The sequence below is a fragment of the Burkholderia sp. BE17 genome, from assembly GCF_009362305.1.
Classification (GTDB): domain Bacteria; phylum Pseudomonadota; class Gammaproteobacteria; order Burkholderiales; family Burkholderiaceae; genus Burkholderia; species Burkholderia pyrrocinia_C.
In genome coordinates this window covers 34,684-56,018 of record NZ_WHNU01000059.1, presented here as the reverse complement: position 1 = coordinate 56,018, position 21,335 = coordinate 34,684, and the positions used below count along the sequence as shown (strand labels likewise).

General features: G+C 67.8%; 21 protein-coding genes. 12 read left to right on the top strand and 9 right to left on the bottom strand.

The window, feature by feature from the left end; all coding sequences use genetic code 11:
- Window positions 1-323: 323 nt before the first annotated feature.
- The 6 genes from GD429_RS36410 to GD429_RS36385 form a co-directional block, all read right to left on the bottom strand.
- Window positions 324-1,118: a lytic transglycosylase domain-containing protein gene (locus GD429_RS36410; RefSeq protein ID WP_152864571.1), complete on the bottom strand. Its 795-nt coding sequence runs from the start codon at window positions 1,116-1,118 to the stop codon at window positions 324-326.
- Window positions 1,115-1,789: a type III secretion system export apparatus subunit SctR gene (gene sctR, locus GD429_RS36405; RefSeq protein ID WP_034180501.1), complete on the bottom strand. Its 675-nt coding sequence runs from the start codon at window positions 1,787-1,789 to the stop codon at window positions 1,115-1,117. The genes GD429_RS36410 and sctR overlap by 4 nt, the downstream gene beginning before the upstream one ends.
- Before the next feature lie 3 nt (window positions 1,790-1,792).
- A complete protein-coding gene (sctQ, locus tag GD429_RS36400; protein ID WP_321575106.1) occupies window positions 1,793-2,947 on the bottom strand; it encodes a type III secretion system cytoplasmic ring protein SctQ in 1,155 nt (384 codons plus the stop codon).
- Window positions 2,948-3,342: 395 nt separating this feature from the next.
- Complete coding sequence (locus GD429_RS36395) at window positions 3,343-3,741, bottom strand: winged helix-turn-helix domain-containing protein (RefSeq protein WP_152864569.1); 399 nt, start codon at window positions 3,739-3,741, stop codon at window positions 3,343-3,345.
- Window positions 3,742-4,191: 450 nt separating this feature from the next.
- Window positions 4,192-6,402 carry a xanthine dehydrogenase family protein molybdopterin-binding subunit gene (locus GD429_RS36390; RefSeq protein ID WP_152864567.1) on the bottom strand — a complete coding sequence of 737 codons (2,211 nt, stop codon included), beginning with the start codon at window positions 6,400-6,402 and terminating at the stop codon, window positions 4,192-4,194.
- Between the two features lie 2 nt (window positions 6,403-6,404).
- Entirely contained in the window at window positions 6,405-6,866 is a 462-nt protein-coding gene (locus GD429_RS36385) for a (2Fe-2S)-binding protein (RefSeq protein WP_006480868.1), read from the bottom strand.
- Window positions 6,867-7,331: 465 nt separating this feature from the next.
- On the opposite strand from GD429_RS36385, the gene GD429_RS36380 reads away from it, so the two are divergent.
- The 6 genes from GD429_RS36380 (at window position 7,332) to GD429_RS36345 (ending at window position 11,957) form a co-directional block, all read left to right on the top strand.
- Entirely contained in the window at window positions 7,332-8,255 is a 924-nt protein-coding gene (locus GD429_RS36380; protein ID WP_152864565.1) for an AraC family transcriptional regulator, read from the top strand.
- A 38-nt stretch (window positions 8,256-8,293) separates the two neighbouring features.
- Window positions 8,294-8,611: a hypothetical protein gene (locus GD429_RS41440; RefSeq protein ID WP_227792022.1), complete on the top strand. Its 318-nt coding sequence runs from the start codon at window positions 8,294-8,296 to the stop codon at window positions 8,609-8,611.
- Window positions 8,612-8,817: 206 nt separating this feature from the next.
- Window positions 8,818-9,216 (top strand): hypothetical protein, encoded by a 399-nt coding sequence (locus tag GD429_RS36365; protein ID WP_193727289.1) that lies wholly within the window; start codon window positions 8,818-8,820, stop codon window positions 9,214-9,216.
- A 1,359-nt stretch (window positions 9,217-10,575) separates the two neighbouring features.
- On the top strand, window positions 10,576-10,899 hold the full coding sequence (locus GD429_RS36355) for a hypothetical protein (RefSeq protein WP_152864561.1): 324 nt from the start codon (window positions 10,576-10,578) through the stop codon (window positions 10,897-10,899).
- A 111-nt stretch (window positions 10,900-11,010) separates the two neighbouring features.
- Window positions 11,011-11,601 carry a hypothetical protein gene (locus GD429_RS36350; RefSeq protein WP_152864559.1) on the top strand — a complete coding sequence of 197 codons (591 nt, stop codon included), beginning with the start codon at window positions 11,011-11,013 and terminating at the stop codon, window positions 11,599-11,601.
- A 74-nt stretch (window positions 11,602-11,675) separates the two neighbouring features.
- Window positions 11,676-11,957: a hypothetical protein gene (locus GD429_RS36345; RefSeq protein WP_152864557.1), complete on the top strand. Its 282-nt coding sequence runs from the start codon at window positions 11,676-11,678 to the stop codon at window positions 11,955-11,957.
- On the opposite strand, the gene GD429_RS41930 is transcribed toward GD429_RS36345, so the two are convergent.
- Window positions 11,941-12,261 carry a hypothetical protein gene (locus GD429_RS41930; RefSeq protein ID WP_244130694.1) on the bottom strand — a complete coding sequence of 107 codons (321 nt, stop codon included), beginning with the start codon at window positions 12,259-12,261 and terminating at the stop codon, window positions 11,941-11,943. The genes GD429_RS36345 and GD429_RS41930 overlap by 17 nt on opposite strands.
- On the opposite strand from GD429_RS41930, the gene GD429_RS36340 reads away from it, so the two are divergent.
- The 4 genes from GD429_RS36340 (at window position 12,248) to GD429_RS36325 (ending at window position 16,690) form a co-directional block, all read left to right on the top strand.
- The gene (locus GD429_RS36340; RefSeq protein ID WP_321575110.1) at window positions 12,248-13,777 is read left to right on the top strand and encodes a chemotaxis protein CheA; all 1,530 of its coding nucleotides are present in this window, start codon (window positions 12,248-12,250) and stop codon (window positions 13,775-13,777) included. The two genes, GD429_RS41930 and GD429_RS36340, sit on opposite strands and share 14 nt — an antisense overlap.
- A gap of 156 nt (window positions 13,778-13,933) precedes the next feature.
- A complete protein-coding gene (locus tag GD429_RS36335; protein WP_152864553.1) occupies window positions 13,934-14,518 on the top strand; it encodes a hypothetical protein in 585 nt (194 codons plus the stop codon).
- A gap of 174 nt (window positions 14,519-14,692) precedes the next feature.
- Window positions 14,693-16,099 (top strand): sigma 54-interacting transcriptional regulator, encoded by a 1,407-nt coding sequence (locus GD429_RS36330; RefSeq protein ID WP_415748974.1) that lies wholly within the window; start codon window positions 14,693-14,695, stop codon window positions 16,097-16,099.
- Between the two features lie 84 nt (window positions 16,100-16,183).
- Entirely contained in the window at window positions 16,184-16,690 is a 507-nt protein-coding gene (locus GD429_RS36325) for a hypothetical protein (RefSeq protein WP_321575105.1), read from the top strand.
- Window positions 16,691-16,717: 27 nt separating this feature from the next.
- Here the strand turns inward: GD429_RS36325 and GD429_RS36320 are convergent, their stop codons facing one another.
- Window positions 16,718-17,209 (bottom strand): hypothetical protein, encoded by a 492-nt coding sequence (locus tag GD429_RS36320; RefSeq protein ID WP_152864547.1) that lies wholly within the window; start codon window positions 17,207-17,209, stop codon window positions 16,718-16,720.
- A gap of 379 nt (window positions 17,210-17,588) precedes the next feature.
- Here GD429_RS36320 and GD429_RS36310 point away from each other — a divergent pair, with 379 nt between their 5' ends.
- Window positions 17,589-18,266, top strand: a complete 678-nt coding sequence (locus GD429_RS36310) for a response regulator transcription factor (RefSeq protein ID WP_152864543.1) — start codon at window positions 17,589-17,591, stop codon at window positions 18,264-18,266.
- 30 nt (window positions 18,267-18,296) lie between these two features.
- On the opposite strand, the gene GD429_RS36305 is transcribed toward GD429_RS36310, so the two are convergent.
- Window positions 18,297-19,850: a methyl-accepting chemotaxis protein gene (locus GD429_RS36305; protein WP_152864541.1), complete on the bottom strand. Its 1,554-nt coding sequence runs from the start codon at window positions 19,848-19,850 to the stop codon at window positions 18,297-18,299.
- Between the two features lie 251 nt (window positions 19,851-20,101).
- Between GD429_RS36305 and panE the strand changes: the two genes are divergently transcribed.
- Window positions 20,102-21,049, top strand: coding sequence for a 2-dehydropantoate 2-reductase (gene panE / locus GD429_RS36300; RefSeq protein WP_152864539.1), 948 nt, complete (start codon window positions 20,102-20,104; stop codon window positions 21,047-21,049).
- Window positions 21,050-21,335 lie beyond the last annotated feature (286 nt).

Genomic DNA, 21,335 nt, shown 5'->3' with positions numbered 1-21,335 from the left:
GAGGGGGCGGTGGTGGGGGCGCGACGACCGGATTCAACGTTTCCGACAGGAAGCGCTGCCAGTTGACGCCCAATCCCATTCCGTCGATCAACAGCATGCTTGTCTCCGTTGAACCGCGCGATGCGCGCGACGCCCGGCGCGCAGTCCGTCGCGCTACCAGCTTTCAAGTGTAAGGAGACGCATCGCTGCTGGAATGCCGCTGTTTCGTAGCGTGCCGGCGCGACCGGGACGCGTGCGTGTTGCCTGCTACGAGGTGTGTACGATCGATGCGCGGCGTTCGACCCGCTCACGGCGACCCGCATGCGCGCCTGCGTCGTGCGCCGTCATTGATCGAGACACCGCACGCACAGCCGCTTCGCCTGGTTCGCCGGCAGCCCGCGGCACATCATCACCACCGGGCGCGCATGACACGAAGGCGCATCGGCGGACGCGGCGGGCGACGCCAGCCGCCGCGCGCGTTCGGGCGGCGTGGTGGCGGCCGCGTCCATGCGCCGGCGGCGCTCGGGCGGCGGCGCATCGCTCACGACCGGAATCGGTTCGACGCCGCCTTCGCGCGCGTTGCGCTGCGCGCTCGCGACGACGCGGCTCACGTAGCCGCTCGAGAAGCCGGTCGTGAAGTTGCCGCTGTAGTAGCACGACAGCGCCGCGCGCAACGCGGCCTGCGCGGCGCGGCCGGTGCCCGACGAGCGCGCGAAGCATTCGGTCAGGATCGCGCCGCCGGCCCGCAGGTTGCGGCATGGCTCGAACATCGTCGTTTCGTCGAGGCCGTATTTCGAGAAATTTCGTTCGTTCACCTGCGCAAGGCCGACGCTGTAGCTGAAGCCGCGCGACGCAAGCTCGCGCGCGGTCGCGCGCGCCTCGTCGAGCGACGCGGGCTGGCGCGCCAGGTGGCCGCCGACCACGCCGATCGCATACGGATTGAAGCCCGATTCGGTGCGCACGAGCGCGGCGAGCGTATCGGGATCGACGTTCGGCGCACAAGCGCGCGAGAGTTGCGCGAAGCCCGCGCCGCCGGCCGCGTGCGCGATGCGCGGTTGCATGCCGGCGAATGCGAGCGCGAGCAGCCCGACCAGCGCGCACAGGCACGCGACGGCGGTTCGCAGGCCGCGCGCATTCATCCCGCGCCCGCCACGCGGTACGACAGCACGAGCCCGTGCACGAGCAGCGACCAGCCGTCGAGCGCGACGAACAGCAGCAGCTTGAACGGCACCGAGATCGTCGTCGGCGAGATCATCTGCATCCCGAGCGCGAGCAGGATGTTCGCGACCAGCAGGTCGACGACGATGAACACGATATAGATCACGAAACCGATCTGGAACGCCTTCGTCAGCTCGGCGAGCGTGAAGCTCGGCACCAGCACGAGCAGGTCGTCGTCCTTGATGCCGTCCGCGCGGTTCTTCGGCCAGACCGACGTCGCGGTGCGCACGAAGAATTCGCGATCGCGCTGCCGCGTATGCGACACGAGGAAATCCTTGATCGGCGGCAGCGCGGCATCGGCGAGCGCGCCGACGTCGGCGGTCGACAGTTGCCCCGACGCGTCGAAGTGGCGCGCCTGCAGCGCGTCGCGGATCGACATCCCGACGGGCGCCATGATGAACAGCGACAGGATCAGCGCGATGCCGTTCAGCACGAGGTTCGGCGGCACCTGCTGGATCCCGAGCGCGGAGCGCAACAGGCCGAGCACGACCACGAGCTTCGTGTAGCTCGTCACCATCAGCGCCGCGAACGGCGCGATGCCGAGCGCGGCGATCACCGCGATCAGCGCGACCGGATTCGGCAGGTTGCCCATCGTTCAGCGCTCGCGCGGCGCGGGCTGCGTCAGCGTGACGACCCGCACGCCGAGTTTCTGGCCGACCGCGATCAGGTGGCCGGTGCCGATCAGCATCCCGTTCGCGACCAGATGGATCACGCTCTGGTTGATCCCTTGCTGCAGCTCGATCACGGCGCCCGGCTGCAGCGCGCTCAGCTCGCCGAGCGGCATCGACGTGGGCGGCAGTTCGAAGCGCAAGTCGACCGCGAGGCCGTCGAGCGTGCGCGGCGCATCGGCGGGCGGCGCGTCGTGCGCCGTCGCGGGCGCGGTGTCGGTGCGGGTCGGTTCCAAAGGCATCTCCCTGATTCGTTCGACAGTCAGCCGGTTGCCCGACGGCCGTCCGGTGATCTCCCATGCCGGCGCGGCCGGCAGCCGCGCGACGCACAGCAGGTTCTGCTCGTGCGCCTGCCAGCGCTCGATCGCGATGATGTCGCCGCCGACGACGTCGGCCAGCTCGGCCGTCGTCAGCTCGGTGCGGCCGATCTCGAACACGAGCGGCACGGGCAGGTTCGCGTAGGCCGCGCGCGTGTCGGCGAGCGCGGCCGGCGCGGTCGCGAAGAACACGGCCAGCGCATCGGGCGCGTCGAACAGCAGTGCGCCGTGGCAGCGCCATGCGCCGTCGGCGCGCCGCAGCTCGAAGCGCAGCGCGGCCGGCAATGCGCGCCAGGCGGGTGCGCTCGCGGGTGGCGGCAGCAGTTCCACGCGCTGCCGCGTCGCGGCTTGCAGCACGGCCGTGAGCGGCGCGCACAGGTCGGCGAGCAGCGCCGCGCGAATCACGGCCGGCACGGCCGGATCGGCCGCGTCGCCGAGCCATTCCGTTTCCGCGACCGGATCGATCCACAGCGTGCCGGTGGCCGGGCCGACGACGAAGCGGTATGCATGCGCGTCGGCGGCCGGCTCGGCATCGACGCGCCAGCGCAGCTCGTACGCATGCTCGCCGAGCGTGACCGGAACGGCGCCGGTCGCGCAGTACGCGTGCGACAGCCCGCGCGCGGCGGCGGCGGACAGGCGCGGCAGGTAGGGCGACGCGTCGAGCGCGACCGCGGCCGGCGCAGCGGCGGGCGGTGCGGAAGCGGCGGGCATGGCCGGGTTCGCGGCGTCGCCAGCGTCGGCATTCGTCAGGAACTGCGCAGGCACGGCGGGATCGGGGCGGATTCGGCGTTGGTTCGACGGGTTGTGATGGGGCCGGTGGCGCGGACGGGCACGCGGCTGCTGCGTCGATTGTAGGGACGGCCATGGCCGCGTGCCGCGCCGGAATCCGTAGTCGCGTGCATCGCGCGGCGTCGGGGAACGCGGGGCGCTACGAAGCGTGACGCGGCGCGATGGAATGCCACGAAGCGTGGTGCGCGGCGGTGCGCGGCCAAAAGCGACCGCCGCCCGGAGGCGGCGGTCGGGTCGCGACTGGCTGGCGGGCAGGGCGGCGTGCGGAGGCCGCATCCGACGAGCAGGCCGCGAAGCGCTGCGGACGTGTGCAGCGCGGTGGGGAGGTGCGTTGCCGGCGCGCCGCGAGCGGGCGGCGCGCGGGCGAATCGTCAAGCGTAGTCGGCGGCCATCACGGCTTGCGGCGCGGCGCGCAGGATCGGCGCCGCGTCATGGCGCTCGACGTGCGTCATTGCCGCACCGAACAGCACGAGGCGATAACCGACCGCGTAGATCGGGATGATCCGCAGGTTCTTGTCGTGATCGAGCTGCAGCTTCGAACGGATTCGCGAGATATGAGTGTCGAGCGTGCGTGACGACACGGCGAGTTCACGGCCCCATACGGCTTCCTGGATTGCCTGCCGCGGCACGATCTTGTTCATGTTGTCGAGCAGGAATTCGACGACGTCGAATTCGCGCGGCGTAACGTCGATGACTTCGTTGTCGATTTCGATCGTGCGGCGCACGAAGTTGATTTTTATGTTGTCGATGTACAGGTATTTGCAATCCATGGTGGCCCTCGCATGTCCATTAAGGAGTGTTTGCGGGTCATCTCCTGCAACTTCCGGGCCAGGGTAGGGATGGTCAGGCTGCGGCGGACGACGATGCCGGGGCATGCGATGCGGAGGCCTTGAATTTAAAAGAATTTTTAACGCGGGGCGCGGGACGGGGGAGGAAGAGGGCGGAGCAATAGTGAAGGAATGTTACGTAGCATCGAGTGGCGACGTTACGGGCGTTACGTTCGACGTAACGTGCGAGGGAGGCGGGATTCGGGGTGGGCGGCACATGGTTTTTGCCGGACGGCGAACCCGACATCGAACCCTACCGGGTTTGATGAATGATCTATATAAATCAATTGGTTAGGGCAATTTTTTGCCGACATGGAACCCTGCATCGGACGCGCTTCGACAAAGAACGCCGGCCGAGCGACGTTTCCATCCCCCGGCCGGCATTCCGGCCCATCAAGCCTTCGCGCTATCCGCCGAATCGAACGGCAGCGCGTAATGCCGCTTGCCCGTCGCCGCGAAGATCGCGTTCGCGACCGCCGGCCCGATCGGCGCGACGCCCGGCTCGCCGACCCCGGTCGGCGCCTCGGCCGACGGTACGACATGCACCTCGACCTTCGGCATCTCGGCCATCCGCAGCACGTGGTAGCCGTCGAAGTTGCGCTGTTCGACCTGGCCGTCCTTCAGCGTGATCGCGCTGTGCAGCGCCGCGCCGAGCCCGAAGCCGATGCCGCCTTCCATCTGCGCGGCGACGATGTCGGGATTGATCGCGGTCCCGCAATCCACCGCGCACACCACGCGCTCGACCTTCACCTTGCCGTCCGCGTCGACCGATACTTCGGCCACCTGCGCGACATAGCTCTTGAACGCCTCGGCGACCGCGATCCCGCGCCCGCGGCCTTTCGGCAGCGGCTTGGCCGGATCCCAGCCGGCCTTCTGCGCGGCCAGTTCCAGCACCGCGCGCATGCGCGGCTCCTTCGCGAGCAGGTCGCGGCGGAACGCATACGGATCCTTGCCGGCGGTGTGCGCGGCTTCGTCGATGAACGCCTCGACCGCGTACGCCGTGTGCGAGCTGCCGACCACGCGCCACCACAGCACGGGCACGCCCGTCTTCGCGGTGGTGAGCTCGACCGATACGTTCGGCACCGCGTACGGCAGGTTCGCCGCGCCCTCGACCGACGTCGCGTCGATGCCGTTCTTCACCATGAACGCCTCGAACGGCGTGCCGGCGAGGATCGACTGGCCGACGATCCGGTGGCGCCAGCCGACCAGCCGGCCGTCCGCGGTCAGGCCAGCGTCGAGCTTGTGGAAGTACATCGGCCGGTAGTAGCCGCCCTGGATGTCGTCCTCGCGCGTCCACTGCAGCTTGACGGGCTTGCCGTCCGCGCCGAGCGCCTTCGCGATCGACACGGCCTCGACCACATAGTCCGACCACGCGTTCGCGCGCCGGCCGAAGCTGCCGCCCGCGTACAGCGTGTGGATCCGCACCTGCTCCGGCTTCAGGCCCGCGACCTTGGCCGCGTTGGCCTGGTCGACCGTCTGGAACTGGTCGCCGGCCCAGATCTCGCAACTGCCGGCCGTCAGCTTGACGACCGCGTCGAGCGGCTCCATCGGCGCGTGCGCGAGATACGGGAATTCGTACGTCGCGCTGATCTTGCGCGCCGCGCCCGCGATCGCCGCGTCGGCATCGCCGTCCTTGCGCGCCGACGTGCCCGGCTGGTCGGCGAGCTGCCGGTATTCGCGCATGATCTCGGCCGAGCCGCGCTTCTCCGCGTTCGACTCGTCCCATTCGACCTTCAGCGCGTCGCGGCCCTGCTTCGCGGCCCAGAAGCCCGTCGCGACGACCGCGACGCCACCCGGCACCTGCACGACCGACACGACGCCCGGCACGGCCTTCGCGGCCGTCGCATCGAACGACTTCACGGTCGCGCCGAAGCGCGGCGGGCGCTGCAGCAGCGCGACGCGCATGCCGGGGAACGTCGTGTCGAGCGTGAAATGCGCGGTGCCGTTCGATTTTGCCGATGCGTCGACGCGCGGAATCCGCTGACCGATCAGCTTGAAATCGGCCGGCTGCTTCAGCGTGACCTTGTCCGGCACGGGCAGCTTCGATGCGTCGGCGACGAGCGTGCCGTAGGCGGCCGTCTTGCCGCTCTTCGCGTGCGTGACGACGCCATTCGCCGTCGTCAGCTCGCCGGCCGGCACCTTCCAGCGGGCCGCGGCGGCCGATACGAGCATCGCGCGGGCCTTGCCGCCCGCTTCGCGCAACTGCTGCCACGAGTTCGCCATCGCCGAGCTGCCGCCCGTGCCCTGCATCGTGCCGAACGCGAGGTTCGCATAGCGCTTCGCATCGGCGGGCGCGCTTTCGACGCGCACGCTCGACCAGTCGGCGTCGAGCTCCTCGGCGACGATCGTCGCGATGCCCGTATAGGCGCCCTGGCCCATTTCGAGGTGCTTCGCGATGACCGTGACGGCGCCGTCGGGCGTGATGCGCAGGAACGCGTTCGGCGCGAAATCGGCGGCGGGCGCGGTCGCGGCGAGCGCGCGGCGGCCGAGGCCCGCCCATTCGAAGCCGATGGTCAGGCTGACGGCGGCCGCGGTACCCGCGGCCTTCAGGAAGGTGCGGCGTGACGGACGCACCGAATCGCGGTTGTCGAGTTCGATCGTCATGGTCAGGCTCCGAGCGTCGCGGCCGCGTCGTGGATCGCGGCCCGGATGCGGGCGTAGGTCGCACAGCGGCACAGGTTGCCGTTCATCGCGGCGTCGATGTCCGCGTCGGTCGGCTTCGGGTTTTGTTCGAGCAGTGCGGTGGCCGACATGATCTGGCCGGACTGGCAATAGCCGCATTGCGGAACCTGCAGCTTGACCCACGCGGCCTGCACGGCCTGCGCGGGCTTGCTTTGCAGGCCTTCGATCGTCGTGACGTGCTTGCCCGCGATGCCGGCGAGCGGCAGCACGCACGAGCGGACGGCCTGGCCTTCGAGATGCACCGTGCACGCGCCGCACTGCGCCATGCCGCAGCCGAACTTCGTGCCGGTCAGTCCCGCGTGTTCGCGAATCGCCCAGAGGACGGGCATCGACGGATCGGCATCGAGCGTTACGTTCTTGCCGTTCAGGACAAACGAGGTAGGCATGTTGTATGTCTCCGTGGGGAAAACCCGGCATGCGGCCGGTTACAGGGCCTGCTCACGCTCATAGCGGGCTTGCGCTGGCCCCCAGAAGGGCGAGCGCAAGGAATGCGACGAAGCGAATACTCGACGTATTCGCGAGGAGCATGACGTAGCGATCGGCCCTTCTGGGGGCCAGCCCCACGAATGATTTTTGCAAAACAGGGGAACGTGCGTTGCCGGCCGTATTGCGGCGTCGATCGTCGCTTGTTTGGTTCGGCCAAACGGCGCTCCTCACTCCTTGCACTACGACCGGCAACGCACGTTCGCAAGCCCGCTATGAGCGTGAGCAGGCCCTGAGTGTGCGCGAGCAGCCGGTTTTTGCGTCTACCCAATCCTGCAAATTTATTGAACAATCCTGCAAATCCCGGGCGCGGTGCGGGCCGTTTCGCTATGCTCCCGCGACATGGGGAAATCAATCGAGGATTCGTCATGGACATGACCGATATCGCGGCGTCGCGCGAATCCGGGCGGCGCGAGCTGGCGTTGCTGATCGGCCGCTTCGCGCCGGCGGACGGCTCGCATTCGACCGCTGTGCCGGGCCTGATGCTGCATCGGCACACGCGTCCGGTCGATCTCGGCTGCGGCGTGTCGCGTGCCGCGCTCGTGATCGCCGCGCAGGGTGCGAAGCGCGTGATCGTGGCCGGCCAGGCCTACGAATACGACACGCAGAATTGCCTGATTACGTCGATCGACTTGCCGATCCTGTCGCGCGTGACGCGCGCGTCGCCGGACGCGCCATACCTGTGCCTGTCGCTGACGCTCGATCCGCAGCGCATCGTCGAGCTTGCGGCCGAGATGCGGCTGCCCGAGCCCGACGCGGGCCCCGAAGGCGAAGGGATCGCGCTCGCCGAGCTGACGCCGCCGCTGCTCGACGCCGCGCTGCGGCTGTTGCGGCTGCTCGATACGCCGGCCGACATTCCGGTCGTCGCGCCGCTGATCGAAAAGGAACTGCTGTACCGGCTGATGACGAGCGGGCAGGGTACGCGGCTGCGGCATATGGCGATCGCGGGCAGCCAGACGCACCGGATCGCGCGCGCGATCGAATGGATCCGCGATCACTACGCGGAGCCGATGCGCGTCGAGTCGCTCGCGCAGGCGGTCAACATGAGCGTGTCGTCGCTGCACCACCATTTCAAGCACGTGACGACGCTGAGCCCGCTGCAATACCAGAAGCAGTTGCGGCTGCACGAGGCGCGCCGGCTGTTGCTGCGGCAGGGCGGCGACGTCGGGTCGGTGGCTGCCGTCGTCGGTTACGAGAGCGCGTCGCAGTTCAGCCGCGAATACAGCCGGCTGTTCGGCGCGCCGCCGATGCGCGACGTCGTGCACCTGCGGAAAAAGGAACTGCTCGGCTGACGCGGCAGCGGCTGGCGCGAACGGGCGGCCGGCGCGCAGTGCTCGACGATCGGCTTGACGATCCGGTTCGTGCCGACCGGTACCGTCGACGTGGCGACGACGACCGCGAAGCAGGCCAGGTTCGATGCGATGTCGCGCGCGACTGCTTCGAAGTACTACAGGTCCGCATGATCGGTGTCCGGCTGCGCCGGCGTGCCGGCCGCGTCGAAGTAGCGCGGCGCGACCCTGTCATTCATGGCTTGTTCCTTCGTCGGTCATCTCCAGAAGCCCACGTCGATTTACTCGACGGCGGCGCGCACATGTTCCATCCCGCTGCACCGGTATCGTTTCGGCAAGCGCTGGTCCTCACGTGCTGATGTCGACGAAGCGCCTGTCGCGGCGCTAGGCGCTCCGGTTTCGCAGGCAACCCCGTTGATGCTTGAACGACGCGAGCGCCGATCGATCGGTGGTGATCTTCATCGCCTTTTCCCCGACACGCTGATTGACGAGCGGCCGCCGTCCGTGATCCGTGTGCCGTGGCGTGCCGCTCGGTGAGAACCGGAAATCAGGCAATCGGCATGCCATGGACGGCGCAATCCCGCTGTGCGCGGCGAGGGCGAGAAATTGCCGCGCGATATGCGCGTTGTGTTTCACGCATGAACCGTTGGGACAGGAAAATGACCCGGGCGATGGCCGGATCGATGCGATTCGATTCGACGAAATGTTCGGTAAATCAGGCGCTTGCGGGATTTCTGATGTGGAAAAAGGCGTTGAATCGTTTTGTTTCAACGATGAGAAGGGCGCGGATAAATGCTTGAAAACGGCTCTGCAACTTATTGCCCGCCTGGCAGTTCAAGGTGCGAAGGGCGGATCGAATGAACGTGAAAAGCCGTTGCGACGGCCGCAGTCGGAATTCCGCGCTCCAATTCGGTTTGGTTGTTACACCGGTAATCGTCGAGATCGCAACATCGTCGTCGTGTGATCGTGTCGGTATTTTCACGGATGAATCAAATCCGTTTCGTCTGTCGAGACGAATGCGTGGCTCCGGCGCATGGGAGGCGGCCGCGCGGGCCTCTGGAACAGGGCGCCGCACGCCTTGCTTCCCGTTCGGCAGGGGCCTTGGAGGCCCTCCGCACGTGCCGCGACGCAGGATTCGCAGGCGGAAAAGCGGATGTAGCGGGCCATGCGTGGCGATGCGCTTCTCAGGTTTGAAACACTCGTTCGCCTGGCCGTCCGGCGAGGGCCGGCGTGCCGGTTTCGTCCGTCAAATCGAGGCATTGCTTCGCGACGCGCAACGATCGCCGCGTGTGCCTGACCGTCGTTGCGATACATTCCTGAAACCAAAAATGACGTTCCCGGCGATGCGTGCCGGCGCGGCGGCCGTTCAGTACGCGCAATGAGCGGCGGAATAACGCGTGGCACGCTGCTTGCGCTACTAGACGCACCGGCGAGCGGTCGACACGATGCAACAACGATGTGGGGGCGGCCAACTCGTCAATAAGCCAGTCGGGGAAACGGCGATGAAGACTACAAGCAGTGGCTTGATCGGCGCGTTCTTTGCGCCCCATAGGGGCAGTCGGGAAGTTCGGGGTGTCGCTTGCGACGCAGTGCCAGCGTCGCGGGGCGGACCTTGCCGATTGCCTGCCCTCCGCGCGCTGCGCGTGCTGGAGCGGTTGTCGCTCCGCGCGGCAGCCGGGCGACAGCGGTGCTCACCTTCATTCAGTTCACCCGGATGGATCGGCCAGTTCGTGCCGAACGGCGTGACACCGATTCGTCTTCAACCGTGCAAGGCAGTTTCGATCGCGCCGGGCCAATACCGGCGCCGGCCGGATTAGATCAAACGCCTGTCGGCCGGATTATCCGGGAACCTTGCGTCGCTCCCTCAGGGAGCAGACATGTCATCTGGCTGCAATGCAGGCCATTTTCCGCTCGGCTAAAGAGCGCATTTTGAGCGGCTCTGCATTTTGCGGTGGTAAATATATTCGCTCATTTTAGATTCCGGAAACGGGTGCCGGTGCCGGCATTTTTTTCCGGCGGGGTGTCGAAAATCGCGGGCCGGAAATGTGTGTGCGTAATTCCGGTTGATCGAATTAGAGTGTTTTCACCAAATATCCAATGTTAATAAAAATAATTGAAAACACGCTTTAATAAATTTTGGGCAACTTAAAAACAAAAAACAGACTTCGTCTGGACAAAAAATCAAAAAGACCTGAATTTCAAAGAAAGCAGGAATCTCGTAATTTGGTAGTAATCCTTAGTTTTTGAGGATTGCTCAAGTCAGGAAGGTTGATGGCGTGCGATCTTCCGGGCTCATTTCGTCCACGCCGTTTTGGAGTCGACCATGAAGAAGCTTCTGATTGCAGCAGCAGTTCTGGCCGTTTCGGGTGCAGCGTTCGCAGCTAGCGGCACGGTGTCGAGCAGCAACTCGACGAGTGGCGGTTCGACGATGGCCGGTGTTGCAGGGTTCGGTCATTTCACCGCGACCGATTCCGGCGCGGCACTCGGCGCAGCCGGTGCATTTGCCGGCGGCCCGGGCAGCGGTTCGATCTCGTACACCAACCACACTCAATCGTCGTCGGTCAGCGGCTTCGGCTTCGGCGGTGCACAGGCTGGTGGCACGAGCGGCGCCAATGCCGGCTCGATCGGCTGGACGCTTCACCACTAGGCCGCGACGCGTAGCGTTCGTCATTGGCTGGCGGTACGGATGCCGGGTTTCGCTCTACGCGGGCAGGCCCGGCTCCCCCTCCGCCGAACTTCCTCACAGCAAGGGATTGCTATGAAAGCCAACGTCATATTAGCGACAGCGCTCACCGTCATCTCGTCGGCTGCATTGGCAGCCGGTTCGTCCACGACCAACCAGACGCAATCCGTTGCGGCGGGTGTTTCCGGTTCGGTACTGGTCGGCTCCGGCAGCTATACCAGCAATTCGACTTCGACGGCGGGCGCGAATGCAGGAAGTACCGTGACACCCGCTGGTTCCACCGGCACGGCATCCGCGTTTCACAACTCGACTTCGACGGCCAGCGGTTCGGGCATGAACGGGGGCGCGTTCGCGGCAGGCGGCGGTATCGGTGCCGCAGGCTCGTTCGGCGGAAACGGCAGCACGAACGAGAACGCGAATGCGCTGTCGGGAGGGGTGACCGCCACGATCGTACTCGGCGCGAACCACTACACCGCAACGGGTGCGAACGACCAGGGCATTGCCAACGCGGGTGCCGCCGGGCTCACGGGCAGTGGCGGGTCGGGCGCGATCACGGGTTCGAATCACTACAACTCGTCGACCGCATGGAGTACCGGTCCGGCCGGCTCGCCGTCCGCATCGGGCGGAAGCCTGGGCAGTTCCAGCGCGACCGGAAGCAGTCATTAGTCAGGTGTGGGAGGGGCCAGTTTCCCAGCGACGCTGGTCTCTTTTCCCGCATTGTTGCCCCGTAAGGAGTTGGCATGAAGCAGAAACTGATTGCCGCCGCTCTGATGCTCGCGTCTCTGACGGCGTATGGCGCTGACCGTGCTGCCGATGGTGTGCAATCGAATATGCAGACGTCAAACAACCCTGACCAGACAATCAAACCGTCAGAACGACAAGCGCTTTCGTCGGGCAGTGCCATCGGCGGACCGGACGCCCAGCAGTGGCAGGGTATGTCGGCCGGCTCGTGGTCCCAGCTGGGCAGCGGCTGGAAGCAGTTCGGGGAAGCAGCAAAAACTGAAGTCATTCAGGGGAAGTAGCACGGTTGCCTGGGTGGGAGGTCAATCCACGTCCGGAGAGTGAAATGAACAGCAACAGGATCAAGGTGGCATGCGCGGCGATGTTCGCGATGACCACGATCGGCGCCCAGGCGCAAACAGCGGACTCGACTTCGAGCGCGCAGTCCTCGACGTCGTCGACGGCGATCGGCCAGGGCGGCGGCTCGAGCATCAGCACGAACACCAATACCACGAGCTCGCGCGGCGGCAATGCCGCCAGTAGCAGCGGGGTTCGCGGCAGCGGCAATTCGAGCGTGAATGTGAACGTGACGATGCCGTCCGGCACGAGCGGCGGCTCGAACGTGACGCCGCAGAGCGTGAGCGCGCTCCAGGCGCCCGGCTCGCCCGGCACCAACCCGTACAACACCCAGGCGTCGGAAAACGTCAATTATTCGGGTACGCAGACGATCAAGACGAACCCGTCCATCCAGGCGCCCGGCCTCACGACCACGCTGTCCGACACCTGCATGGGGTCGGTGAGCGTGGGCGTGTCGTTCCCGGGGTTCGGCGCGACGGGCGGCACGACGCTGGTCGACCAGGCCTGCGTCCGTCGTCTCGATGCGCGTGAATTCCGCGCGATGGGCCTGACCGACGTGGCGCTCGCGCTGCTCTGCCAGAGCGACGCGAACCGGCGCGCGGTGGAAGCGACCGGGCACCTGTGCCCGGGCACGACCGCGCCGCTCGCGCGTTCGAACGTCGCGCCCAGCGCCGAAGCGACCGTCGCCGACGACGTGAAGTATCACGATCCGATCGTGCGCAACCGCATGGGCCTGCCACCGATCGACGCAGCCGCGCCGGCGCAGACACGCCCGGTGGCGACGACGGCGGTGCAGGCCGCGCCCATTCCCGTCCCGGTGCCCGTGCCGGCGATCGCGCCGGTTGCCGCGGTACCGGCAGTCGCGGCGCCGGCGGTTGTTGCACCGGCAGTTGCCGCGCCGGTCGTTGCAGCTGCTGCACCGGGAGCCGCCGTACCTGCGGTTGCTGCTGCGCCGGCTGTCGCAGCCGCACCCGCACCCGCACCCGCACCCGCACCCGCAGCCGCGGTCGTGCCGGCCGCCACGATGGCAGCCGTGCCGGCGGCAGCCGTCATCGCCGCACCGGCCGTTGCCGACAAGGCGCCCGAGCCAGCGCCGGGAGCCGCCGTACCTGCGGTTGCTGCTGCACCGGCTGTCGCAGCCGCAGCCGAGGCCGCGGTCGCGCCGGCAGCCGCGATGGCAGCCGTCATCGCAGCACCGGCCGTTGCCGACAAGGTGCCCGAGCCAGCACCGGCTGTTGCCGACAAGGCACCCGAGCCCGCGTCGGTCGCCGCCGACAAGGCGCCCGAGCCTGCACCGGCTGTCGCCGACAAGGCACCCGAGCCTGCGTCGGTCGCCGCCGACAAGACGTCCGAGCCTGCACCGGCCGTCGCCGACAAGGCACCCGAGCCCGTGCAGCGTGTCGCCGACAAGGCACCGGAGCCGATGCCGGCCGCGACCGACAACGCAGCGCAGGCCGCTGCCGTCATCGCGGCGCCCGCGGCCGATGCGAAGGCCGCCGAGCCGGCGCTGCAAGCTGCTGCCGAGGCGCCCGCGCCGCAAGCCGCACAGCCTGGCGCTGCCGCGCCTGCGGCCGACATGCCGGCCGCCGACGCGAAGGTGCCGGACGCGGTCGAATCCGCGGCCGCACCTGCGCAGCCTGCCGACATGTCGGCGTTGACCGATCCGGCGAAGGCGTTGCCGCCGGCCACGGTCGACCAGCAGGCCGCACCGGCTGCTCCGGCCGCGCCGGCGCCGGCGGTCATCTCGACGAGCACGTCGTCGTAAGCACGCGGGTCGGGCAGCCGTGCGACCGGAGCGCCGGTCGCACGGCTGTCGTTCGGACCCGATGCGCGACGGTCGTTGCCGATTTGGCGGGTGTTGGTCCCATCCCCGAGGTCAACACCTCTTTTTGCCTGACGAGGATGCAAGGAGGCCTCAATCATGAGGATCTTTCTGGTCGCTTTGCTGCTGGTCGGCGTGCAAGCCGCTGCGCAGTCGGTTTTTCAGAATCCCGCGGTCTTCGTCATCCTGAGCGAGCAGACCGTCGCGAACGCCGCGAGCGTCCAGCAGGCGCTGACGACGCTCGGTCGCTCCGACAACACGGCATGCGCACCGATGATGATGATCGGCGACCCGCAGATGATTTACATGGTGCCCGAGCAAGGCCACGCGCCATCGTGGCAATCGCCGGTGTATGGCCGCGGCGCACCGTTCGCAGCGCAGAACGGGCCGGCGCCGACGGGCAAGACGGTCGGCGCGATGCAGCACGCCGAGGACATGCAGACGCAGCCGTGGAGCGACGGCAGCGCGATCACGCAGAAGATCGCCGGCGAGCCGAGCGTGTCGGCGGCAGACCGGGTGAGCGAGTGGCGGCGCAACGGGCTCGACAGGATCGAGACGGCCCGCGCGACCGACGTGACGGTGAACGGCAAGACCTACCGCGCCTATCGCGACGATCTCAACGGGGCGGCGAAGCCGGTCGTCGAGCCGCAGATCTACACGCAGCGCGTCGTGTTCTGCCGATAACGAAACATCAATCCGAGGACAGGCCGGCGCCGCGCCGCGGGACCACGAGACCCCGTCACATGCGATCCGGCAACGGCCGTCCGACATACAACCCTAAACGGCGAGGCCATCGTGAACCATTGCTTCCAGATGAGGGTGTCAGGCCCGCAGGATGTCGAACGGGAGTCCGGCAAGATGCCGTTCCTCGCCATCCGGTGCAACCATGTCGTGCCGTCGCGGCCGCTCGTCTACCTGTCGCAGCAGCACGATGCCGCGCTCGTCGACTGTCTCGCGTTGCGCGGCTGGGACGTGTGGCGCGCGAAAACCGTTGCGGACGCACTCAACCTCGTCAGGGCGAACCGCCCGCATGCGGGAATCGTCGATTTCGGCAGCGTCGCGTCGCCCGACGTCGCGTCGTTCGAGGCGCTGCTGCGCGACCCGCGCGTCGGCTGGGTTGCCCTCGCCGACGCCGAGCGGCTGCGCGACATTTCCATCGCGCGCCTGATCCGCCGCTGCTGTTTCGACTACGTGCGCAACGCGACGGCCTACACGACGATCGGTTATCTCGTCGGCCATGCGTACGGGATGCTGAAGCTTGTGGACGGCGACCCGGCCGCGGAGGCGCCGCCGCCCGGCGGCACGATGATCGGCTCGTGCGACGCGATGCGCCGGCTGTTCGCGACGATCCGCAAGGTCGCGAACACGGATACCACCGTGTTCATCGCCGGCGAATCGGGCACCGGCAAGGAACTGACGGCGGCGGCGATCCACCGGCAGTCGGCGCGCGCCGCGGCGCCGTTCGTCGCCGTGAACTGCGCGGCCATTCCGTCGACGCTGCTGCAGGCCGAACTGTTCGGCCACGAGCGCGGCGCGTTCACGGGCGCGCACCAGCGCCAGATCGGCCGCATCGAGGCCGCGCATGGCGGCACGCTGTTTCTCGACGAAATCGGCGACATGCCGTTCGAGAGCCAGGCGAGCCTGCTGCGGTTCCTGCAGGAAGGCAAGATCGAGCGGCTCGGCGCTCACGCGTCGATCCCGGTGGATGTGCGGATCGTGTCGGCGACCCACGTCGATCTCGAGGCCGCGATGCAGGCGGGGCGGTTCCGCGCCGACCTGTACCACCGCCTGTGCGTGCTGCGCATCGACGAGCCGCCGCTGCGCGTGCGCGGTCGCGACATCATGCTGCTCGCCGATGACGTGCTGCGGCGCTATCGCGGCGACAGTTCGTACCGGATTTGCGGCTTCATGCCGTGCGCGGTCGGGGCGATCCACAACTATCCGTGGCCCGGCAACGTGCGCGAGCTGATCAACCGGATCCGGTTCGCGATCGTGATGACGAACGGCCCGATGATCTCGGCCGCCGATCTCGAACTGCACCAGTACGCGTCGCGGCAGCCGCCGACGCTCGCCGAAGTGCGCCGGCAGGCCGAACGGCGCGCGATCGAGGAAACGCTGCTGCGTCACCGTTACCGGCATGCGGACGTCGCGGCGGAACTGGGCATTTCGCGCGCGACGCTATACCGCCTGATGACCGCGCACGGGCTGCACGGCGGACGCGCGGTGGCGCGTGTTCGCTCAAGACCGTGCGACGGCGGCCGTTAAAACAAGAAACGGCCCGTCCGGACCGCCGGCGCATCGATGCGTGCGCGGCCGGCACGCGGCGCAACACGCTTATCCGAGGTTATCGTGACAGAGTGCAGTCACTGCGGCAGGACGTTCCTGGTCGGCGGGCGGTCGGTCGACGGCCGCCGTTATTGCAGTCCGGCGTGCGCGCACGCGCATCCGATCGTCGTCGAGGCCGAACGGGTGCCCGACGCGAAGGTCCGGCAGTACGTCGACGACTGGCGGTACGGGCCGTGCCCGATCTGCCTGCGCGAAGGGCATCCGGTCGACGTTCACGCGTCGCATCGCGTCGTGTCGCTGGTGTTCGTCACGCGCTGGGCGACGCGGCGCCACGTGTGCTGCCGCCGCTGCGGCCGCAAGAAGCAGGCGGTCGCGCTGCTTGCATCGGCCACGCTCGGCTGGTGGGGGTTGCCGTGGGGCGTCGTGCTGACGCCGATCCAGCTCGCGCGCAACGCGCTCGGGCTGGCCGCGCGCGATCCGGAGGTCGCGACGCAGCAGTTCGAGCAGCTCGTGCGGCGCAAGCTGGCGGAGCGCCGGCTGCAGCGCGCGCGGCAGGGCGCCGGCGCCTGATCGCGCGGCGCGCCGCGCTGCGCCCGGTCAGGCCGGCCGTTCGAAGCCCGACGCGACCCAACGCTCGGCGCTGGCCTTGCTGAGCTTGAATCCGGCCGATACCTTCGCGTCGGCCAGCAACTCGCCGTACGGATCGAACGCCTTGAGCTGCGCGTACGGCTCGAACTCGTCCGGCACGATGTCGAGCGTCACCGACACCTCCTGCCCGTCCTCGCCCTGAACCGACACTTCCTTGTGCAGCATCGCGCGCCGCTGCTGCTCGTGCCGCATCAGCACCTCGGTCGCGGTCTTCACGAGCGTGCGGAACGCGTTCGCGTCCATCGGCTTCGGGTTCTTCTTGTCGCGGCCCATGGTCCACGGCCCGACGAGCGCGGGTTCGGACTCGCCGTCCTTGATCATCTCGACGGCCCAGCCGTCGTCGTCTTCGTTCTTGATGATGCGGGCGGTCCAGCCGTTGTCGCGCCAGAGGCCGTCTTCGTGGATGGAGGTGTCGTCGGATTGCAGGTCGGATTCGGTCATGAGGAAAGCTGGGAGTACGGGCAGCCGGAGTATGGGCAGCCGGTAAAAGGGCGGTGGCGCGCGGCCGTCATCGGCGCATCGCTTGCCGCCGGGTGCCCGGAGTGGCATGCAAAGGCCGCAATTTTACCTGCTGGCGGGGCGCAACGGCCGCGCGCGGCGCAATGCCGGCCATCCGGCCGATGCCGGGCGCCTGACCCGGCGCAAATATCAAACTCGTATTACGTCCCTGGCGACCGATCCCGATGCCGTCCGATATCCCGCTCGCGCGCGGCTTCATAGAATCGATCTTCGGGATAAAAATATCCCGAACATCCTTTCAACGCCAAACCGGCTGGGTGCGTTCCGCGCCGCACGGCCGGTGAACCACCAGGAACTGCGCATGAGGAAATTCAATGTTCGCATCGTTTTCGCGTACGACTGGCCGTTGACGCTGGCCGGCGTCGAGCAGGTCGCAGGCAGCGCCTGCGCGATTGAGCTCGTCGCGGTCTACCGGAGCGCGGCCGAGCTGGTTGCGTCGCTCGGCGGTGTCGATTGCGACATCGTGCTGGTCGATTATTCGATCCGCGGCGACGAGCAGATGGACGGCCTCGCGCTGTTCGACTGGCTGCGGCGCACGCGTCCGAACGCCGGGATCGTCGCGCTGGTCGGGAACGAGAACCCGCTGATCTTCCGGTCGATCCTCGCGATCGGCGGCGTGAGCATCGTCAGCAAGTTCGACGAAGTCGGCCATATCGTCACGGCGATCCATTCGAGCTACAGCGGCGGCTGCTACCTGTCGCCGTGCGTCAGGCGCGCGGTCGACGCGATCGACGAGCGCGGCGAGGCGCACGTGAAGCTGTCGGCGCGCGAGATCGAGGTGATTCGCCTGTATCTGTCGGGCGTGCCGATCAAGACGATCGCGCAGCGCCTGAGCAAGGGCAAGCAGACGGTCAGCGCGCAGAAGATCAGCGCGATGAAGAAGCTCGGCGCGAACAACGACGTCGAGCTGATCCAGCGGGCGGCCGGGCTGGGGCTCGGCACCGGGGCGGCCGTGCGGCGGGCTGGTGGCTCGGCGTGAGTTGGCGCGTGCGGTGTCGTGCCGGCGCCGTCAGGCCGGCAACGCGAACCGCGTAACGGCGTCGCGCAGCGCTTCTGCCTGATCGCGAAGCGAATGCGCGGCAGCGGCCGCCTGTTCGACGAGCGCCGCGTTCTGCTGCGTGACCTGGTCCATTTCGCCCACCGCGCGATTGACCTGCTCGATCCCGGCGCTTTGCTCGCGCGACGCGTGGCTGATTTCGTCGAGGATCTCGTTCACGCGGCGCACCGACTGCACGAGCTCGGCCATCGTCTCGCCCGCGTGCGTGACGAGCGCCGCGCCGTGCTCGACGGTCTCGTTCGACGACACGATCAGCGACTTGATCTCCTTGGCGGCCGTCGCCGAGCGTTGCGCGAGCGAGCGCACTTCGGCCGCGACCACCGCGAAGCCGCGGCCCTGTTCGCCCGCGCGCGCGGCTTCGACGGCCGCGTTCAGCGCGAGGATGTTGGTCTGGAACGCGATCCCGTCGATCACGCCGATGATGTCGCCGATCTTGTGCGAACGGCCGGTGATCTCGTGCATCGTGCGCACGACGTCGTCGACCACCGCGCTGCCGCGCGTCGCGACCTGCGCGGCCTCGCCGGCGAGCGATGCGGCCTGCGCGGCGCTGTCCGCGTTCTGCTTCACGTTCGCGGTCATCTGGTCCATGCTCGATGCGGTCTGCACGAGTGCGGCCGCCTGTTCCTCGGTGCGCTGCGACAGGTCCGTGTTGCCGGACGCGATCTCGCTCGCGCCGACGTTGATGTTCTCGGTGCCCATCCGCACACGCGACACCATGTCGATCAGCCCGCCCTGCATCGTGTGCAACGCATGCAGCAGGCTGCCGCGATCGTCGTGCTTCACGGCGACGCGCGCGGTCAGGTCGCCCTGGGCGATGCGCTGCGCGGCGTCGAGCGCGACCTCGAGCTCGCCGCCGAGGCTGGCGCGCACGCTTTTCAGCACCAGCACCATCACGGCAGTCGCGATCGCGCCGAGCACGGCCGTCATCGCGAGCCAGCGGCCGACGCTTGCGAGCACGGCCGAGTGCACGTCGTTCATGTACATGCCCGTCACCAGATACCAGTCCCAAGGCGCGAAGCGCTGCACGGCGCTGGTTTTCTCCTGCGGCTTGTCGGCGCCCGGCTTCGGCCACAGATATTCGACGAAGCCCTTGCCGCCTTCCATGTTGCCGGCCTTCACGATCTCGACGAACAGGTGCTTGCCGTTCGGATCGGTGAAGTTCGACATGTCCTTGCCGTTGAGCTCGGCCTTGATCGGATGCATCACGATCGCGGGCTCCGAGTCGTTGATGGAGATATAGCCGTCGGCGCCGTAGCGCATCGCGGCGATCGCCTCGAGCGCCTTCTGCTTCGCGTCGGCCTCCGGCATCGCGTTCTGCTGCGACAGCTTGTAGTAATGGTCGGTCACGCTCGCGGCCTGCGCGACCAGCGACGCGAGCTGGTCGCGGCGGTCCGCGATCATCGATGCGCGCGTCTGCCACGCGCCGAGCCCGGCGATCACGAGCAGGCCGAGCCACAGGATGACGATCATCGAGGCGAGTTTCTGATTCAGGGAAAGGTTGCGCATGGTATGGGGTCGGTCAGTCGAGGATGCTCGCCGGAACGGCGCGACGGGATAAGTATCTTGACGGCGTGCGACACGCTTCGCCGTAGGCGGGAAATCCCCTAGAGACGGCGCGGCCGCTCATGCGTTCGACGTCGGCACGGGCATCTATGCATATGCATAACGGGCATCGCTATACTGTCGGAGCGACTGCGCGCGTCGGGCGCCCGGGTTGGCGGCGGCGCGGCGCCGAATGAAACCGAAAGGAGGCAACGATGCGAATTCTGGTGGTAGGGGCCGGCGCGGTCGGCGGATACTTCGGCGGCCGGCTGGCCGCGGCGGGGCGCGACGTGACGTTCCTGGTGCGCGACGGCCGCGCGGCCGCGCTGGCGCGCGATGGGCTGCTGATCCGCAGCCCGCGCGGCGACCTGACGCTCGCGAACGTGCAGACCGTGCGCGCGGGCGATGCCGGCGCCGGGGTTGCGCCGTTCGACCTCGTGCTGCTGAGTTGCAAGGCGTACAGCCTCGACGATGCGATCGCGTCGTTCGCACCGTTCGTCGGGCCGCACACGCTGATCCTGCCGATGCTCAACGGGATGCGCCATCTCGACGTGCTGCGCGACCGGTTCGGTGCCGCGCAGGTGCTCGGCGGGCTGTGCGTGATCGCGGCGACGCTCGATCGCGAGCAGCGTATCGTGCACCTGAACGACACGCACGGCGTGTCGTTCGGCGAACTCGTGGGCGGTGAATCGCCGCGTGTGCGCGCGGTGGCCGACGTGCTCGGCGGCGCGGGCTTCGACGCGACGCTCAGCGACGACATCGCCGCGCGGATGTGGGAAAAGTGGGTATTCCTCGCGACGCTTGCCGCGAGCACGTCGCTGTTCCGCGGCTCGATCGGCGACATTCTCGCCGCGCCGGACGGCCGCCGCCTGCTCGAGACGATGCTCGGCGAATGCCGTGCGATCGCCGAACACAACGGCCAACGGCTCGACCCGGCGGCGATCGAGCGGATGCAGCGGATGGTGCTGACGCCGTCGCCGCTGACCGCGTCGATGCTGCGCGACGTCGAGAACCATGCGCGCGTCGAAGCCGATCACGTGATCGGCGACCTGCTCGCACGCAGCGACCCGCAGGCGGCCGATGCGCTGTCGCTGCTGCGGATCGCATACAACCACCTGAAGACGTACGAGGTGCGCACGGCGCGCGAGCACGCGGCCGCGTAATCGCCGGCATCGGCATTGGCACCGTCACTTCGCCCGGGCCCGGCGGCTGGCCGCCGGGCGGCTGCCCCGGTGCCGTTCCGCGCTGCACAAATTTGCCATCCGGCGCCGTTTGCGGCCGGAATGCGCAAAAAAGTATCGGAAATCAGGCGTAAAGTTGGTGGAGCCGCGCGCTCGATCGACCTACATTGCTTCCCATGCGACCGGTCGCGTCGCCGCGCGAAACATGCGAAATGCGCGGCACACGAGCGTACAGCCGAACAGGCCGGCCGACGATGCATGGGAATGG

Coding starts and splice junctions, on each gene's coding strand:
- GD429_RS36365 (WP_193727289.1), top strand. CDS start 8,818: ATGGACGGCGCAATCCCGCTGTGCGCGGCGAGGGCGAGAAATTGCCGC.
- GD429_RS36380 (WP_152864565.1), top strand. CDS start 7,332: ATGGACATGACCGATATCGCGGCGTCGCGCGAATCCGGGCGGCGCGAG.
- GD429_RS36390 (WP_152864567.1), bottom strand. CDS start 6,402: ATGACGATCGAACTCGACAACCGCGATTCGGTGCGTCCGTCACGCCGC.
- GD429_RS36350 (WP_152864559.1), top strand. CDS start 11,011: ATGAAAGCCAACGTCATATTAGCGACAGCGCTCACCGTCATCTCGTCG.
- panE (WP_152864539.1), top strand. CDS start 20,102: ATGCGAATTCTGGTGGTAGGGGCCGGCGCGGTCGGCGGATACTTCGGC.
- GD429_RS36305 (WP_152864541.1), bottom strand. CDS start 19,850: ATGCGCAACCTTTCCCTGAATCAGAAACTCGCCTCGATGATCGTCATC.
- GD429_RS36345 (WP_152864557.1), top strand. CDS start 11,676: ATGAAGCAGAAACTGATTGCCGCCGCTCTGATGCTCGCGTCTCTGACG.
- GD429_RS36395 (WP_152864569.1), bottom strand. CDS start 3,741: ATGGATTGCAAATACCTGTACATCGACAACATAAAAATCAACTTCGTG.
- GD429_RS36335 (WP_152864553.1), top strand. CDS start 13,934: ATGAGGATCTTTCTGGTCGCTTTGCTGCTGGTCGGCGTGCAAGCCGCT.
- GD429_RS36355 (WP_152864561.1), top strand. CDS start 10,576: ATGAAGAAGCTTCTGATTGCAGCAGCAGTTCTGGCCGTTTCGGGTGCA.
- sctR (WP_034180501.1), bottom strand. CDS start 1,789: ATGGGCAACCTGCCGAATCCGGTCGCGCTGATCGCGGTGATCGCCGCG.
- GD429_RS36410 (WP_152864571.1), bottom strand. CDS start 1,118: ATGAATGCGCGCGGCCTGCGAACCGCCGTCGCGTGCCTGTGCGCGCTG.
- GD429_RS36320 (WP_152864547.1), bottom strand. CDS start 17,209: ATGACCGAATCCGACCTGCAATCCGACGACACCTCCATCCACGAAGAC.
- GD429_RS36340 (WP_321575110.1), top strand. CDS start 12,248: ATGCCGTCCGGCACGAGCGGCGGCTCGAACGTGACGCCGCAGAGCGTG.
- GD429_RS36385 (WP_006480868.1), bottom strand. CDS start 6,866: ATGCCTACCTCGTTTGTCCTGAACGGCAAGAACGTAACGCTCGATGCC.
- GD429_RS36330 (WP_415748974.1), top strand. CDS start 14,693: ATGCCGTTCCTCGCCATCCGGTGCAACCATGTCGTGCCGTCGCGGCCG.
- GD429_RS36310 (WP_152864543.1), top strand. CDS start 17,589: ATGAGGAAATTCAATGTTCGCATCGTTTTCGCGTACGACTGGCCGTTG.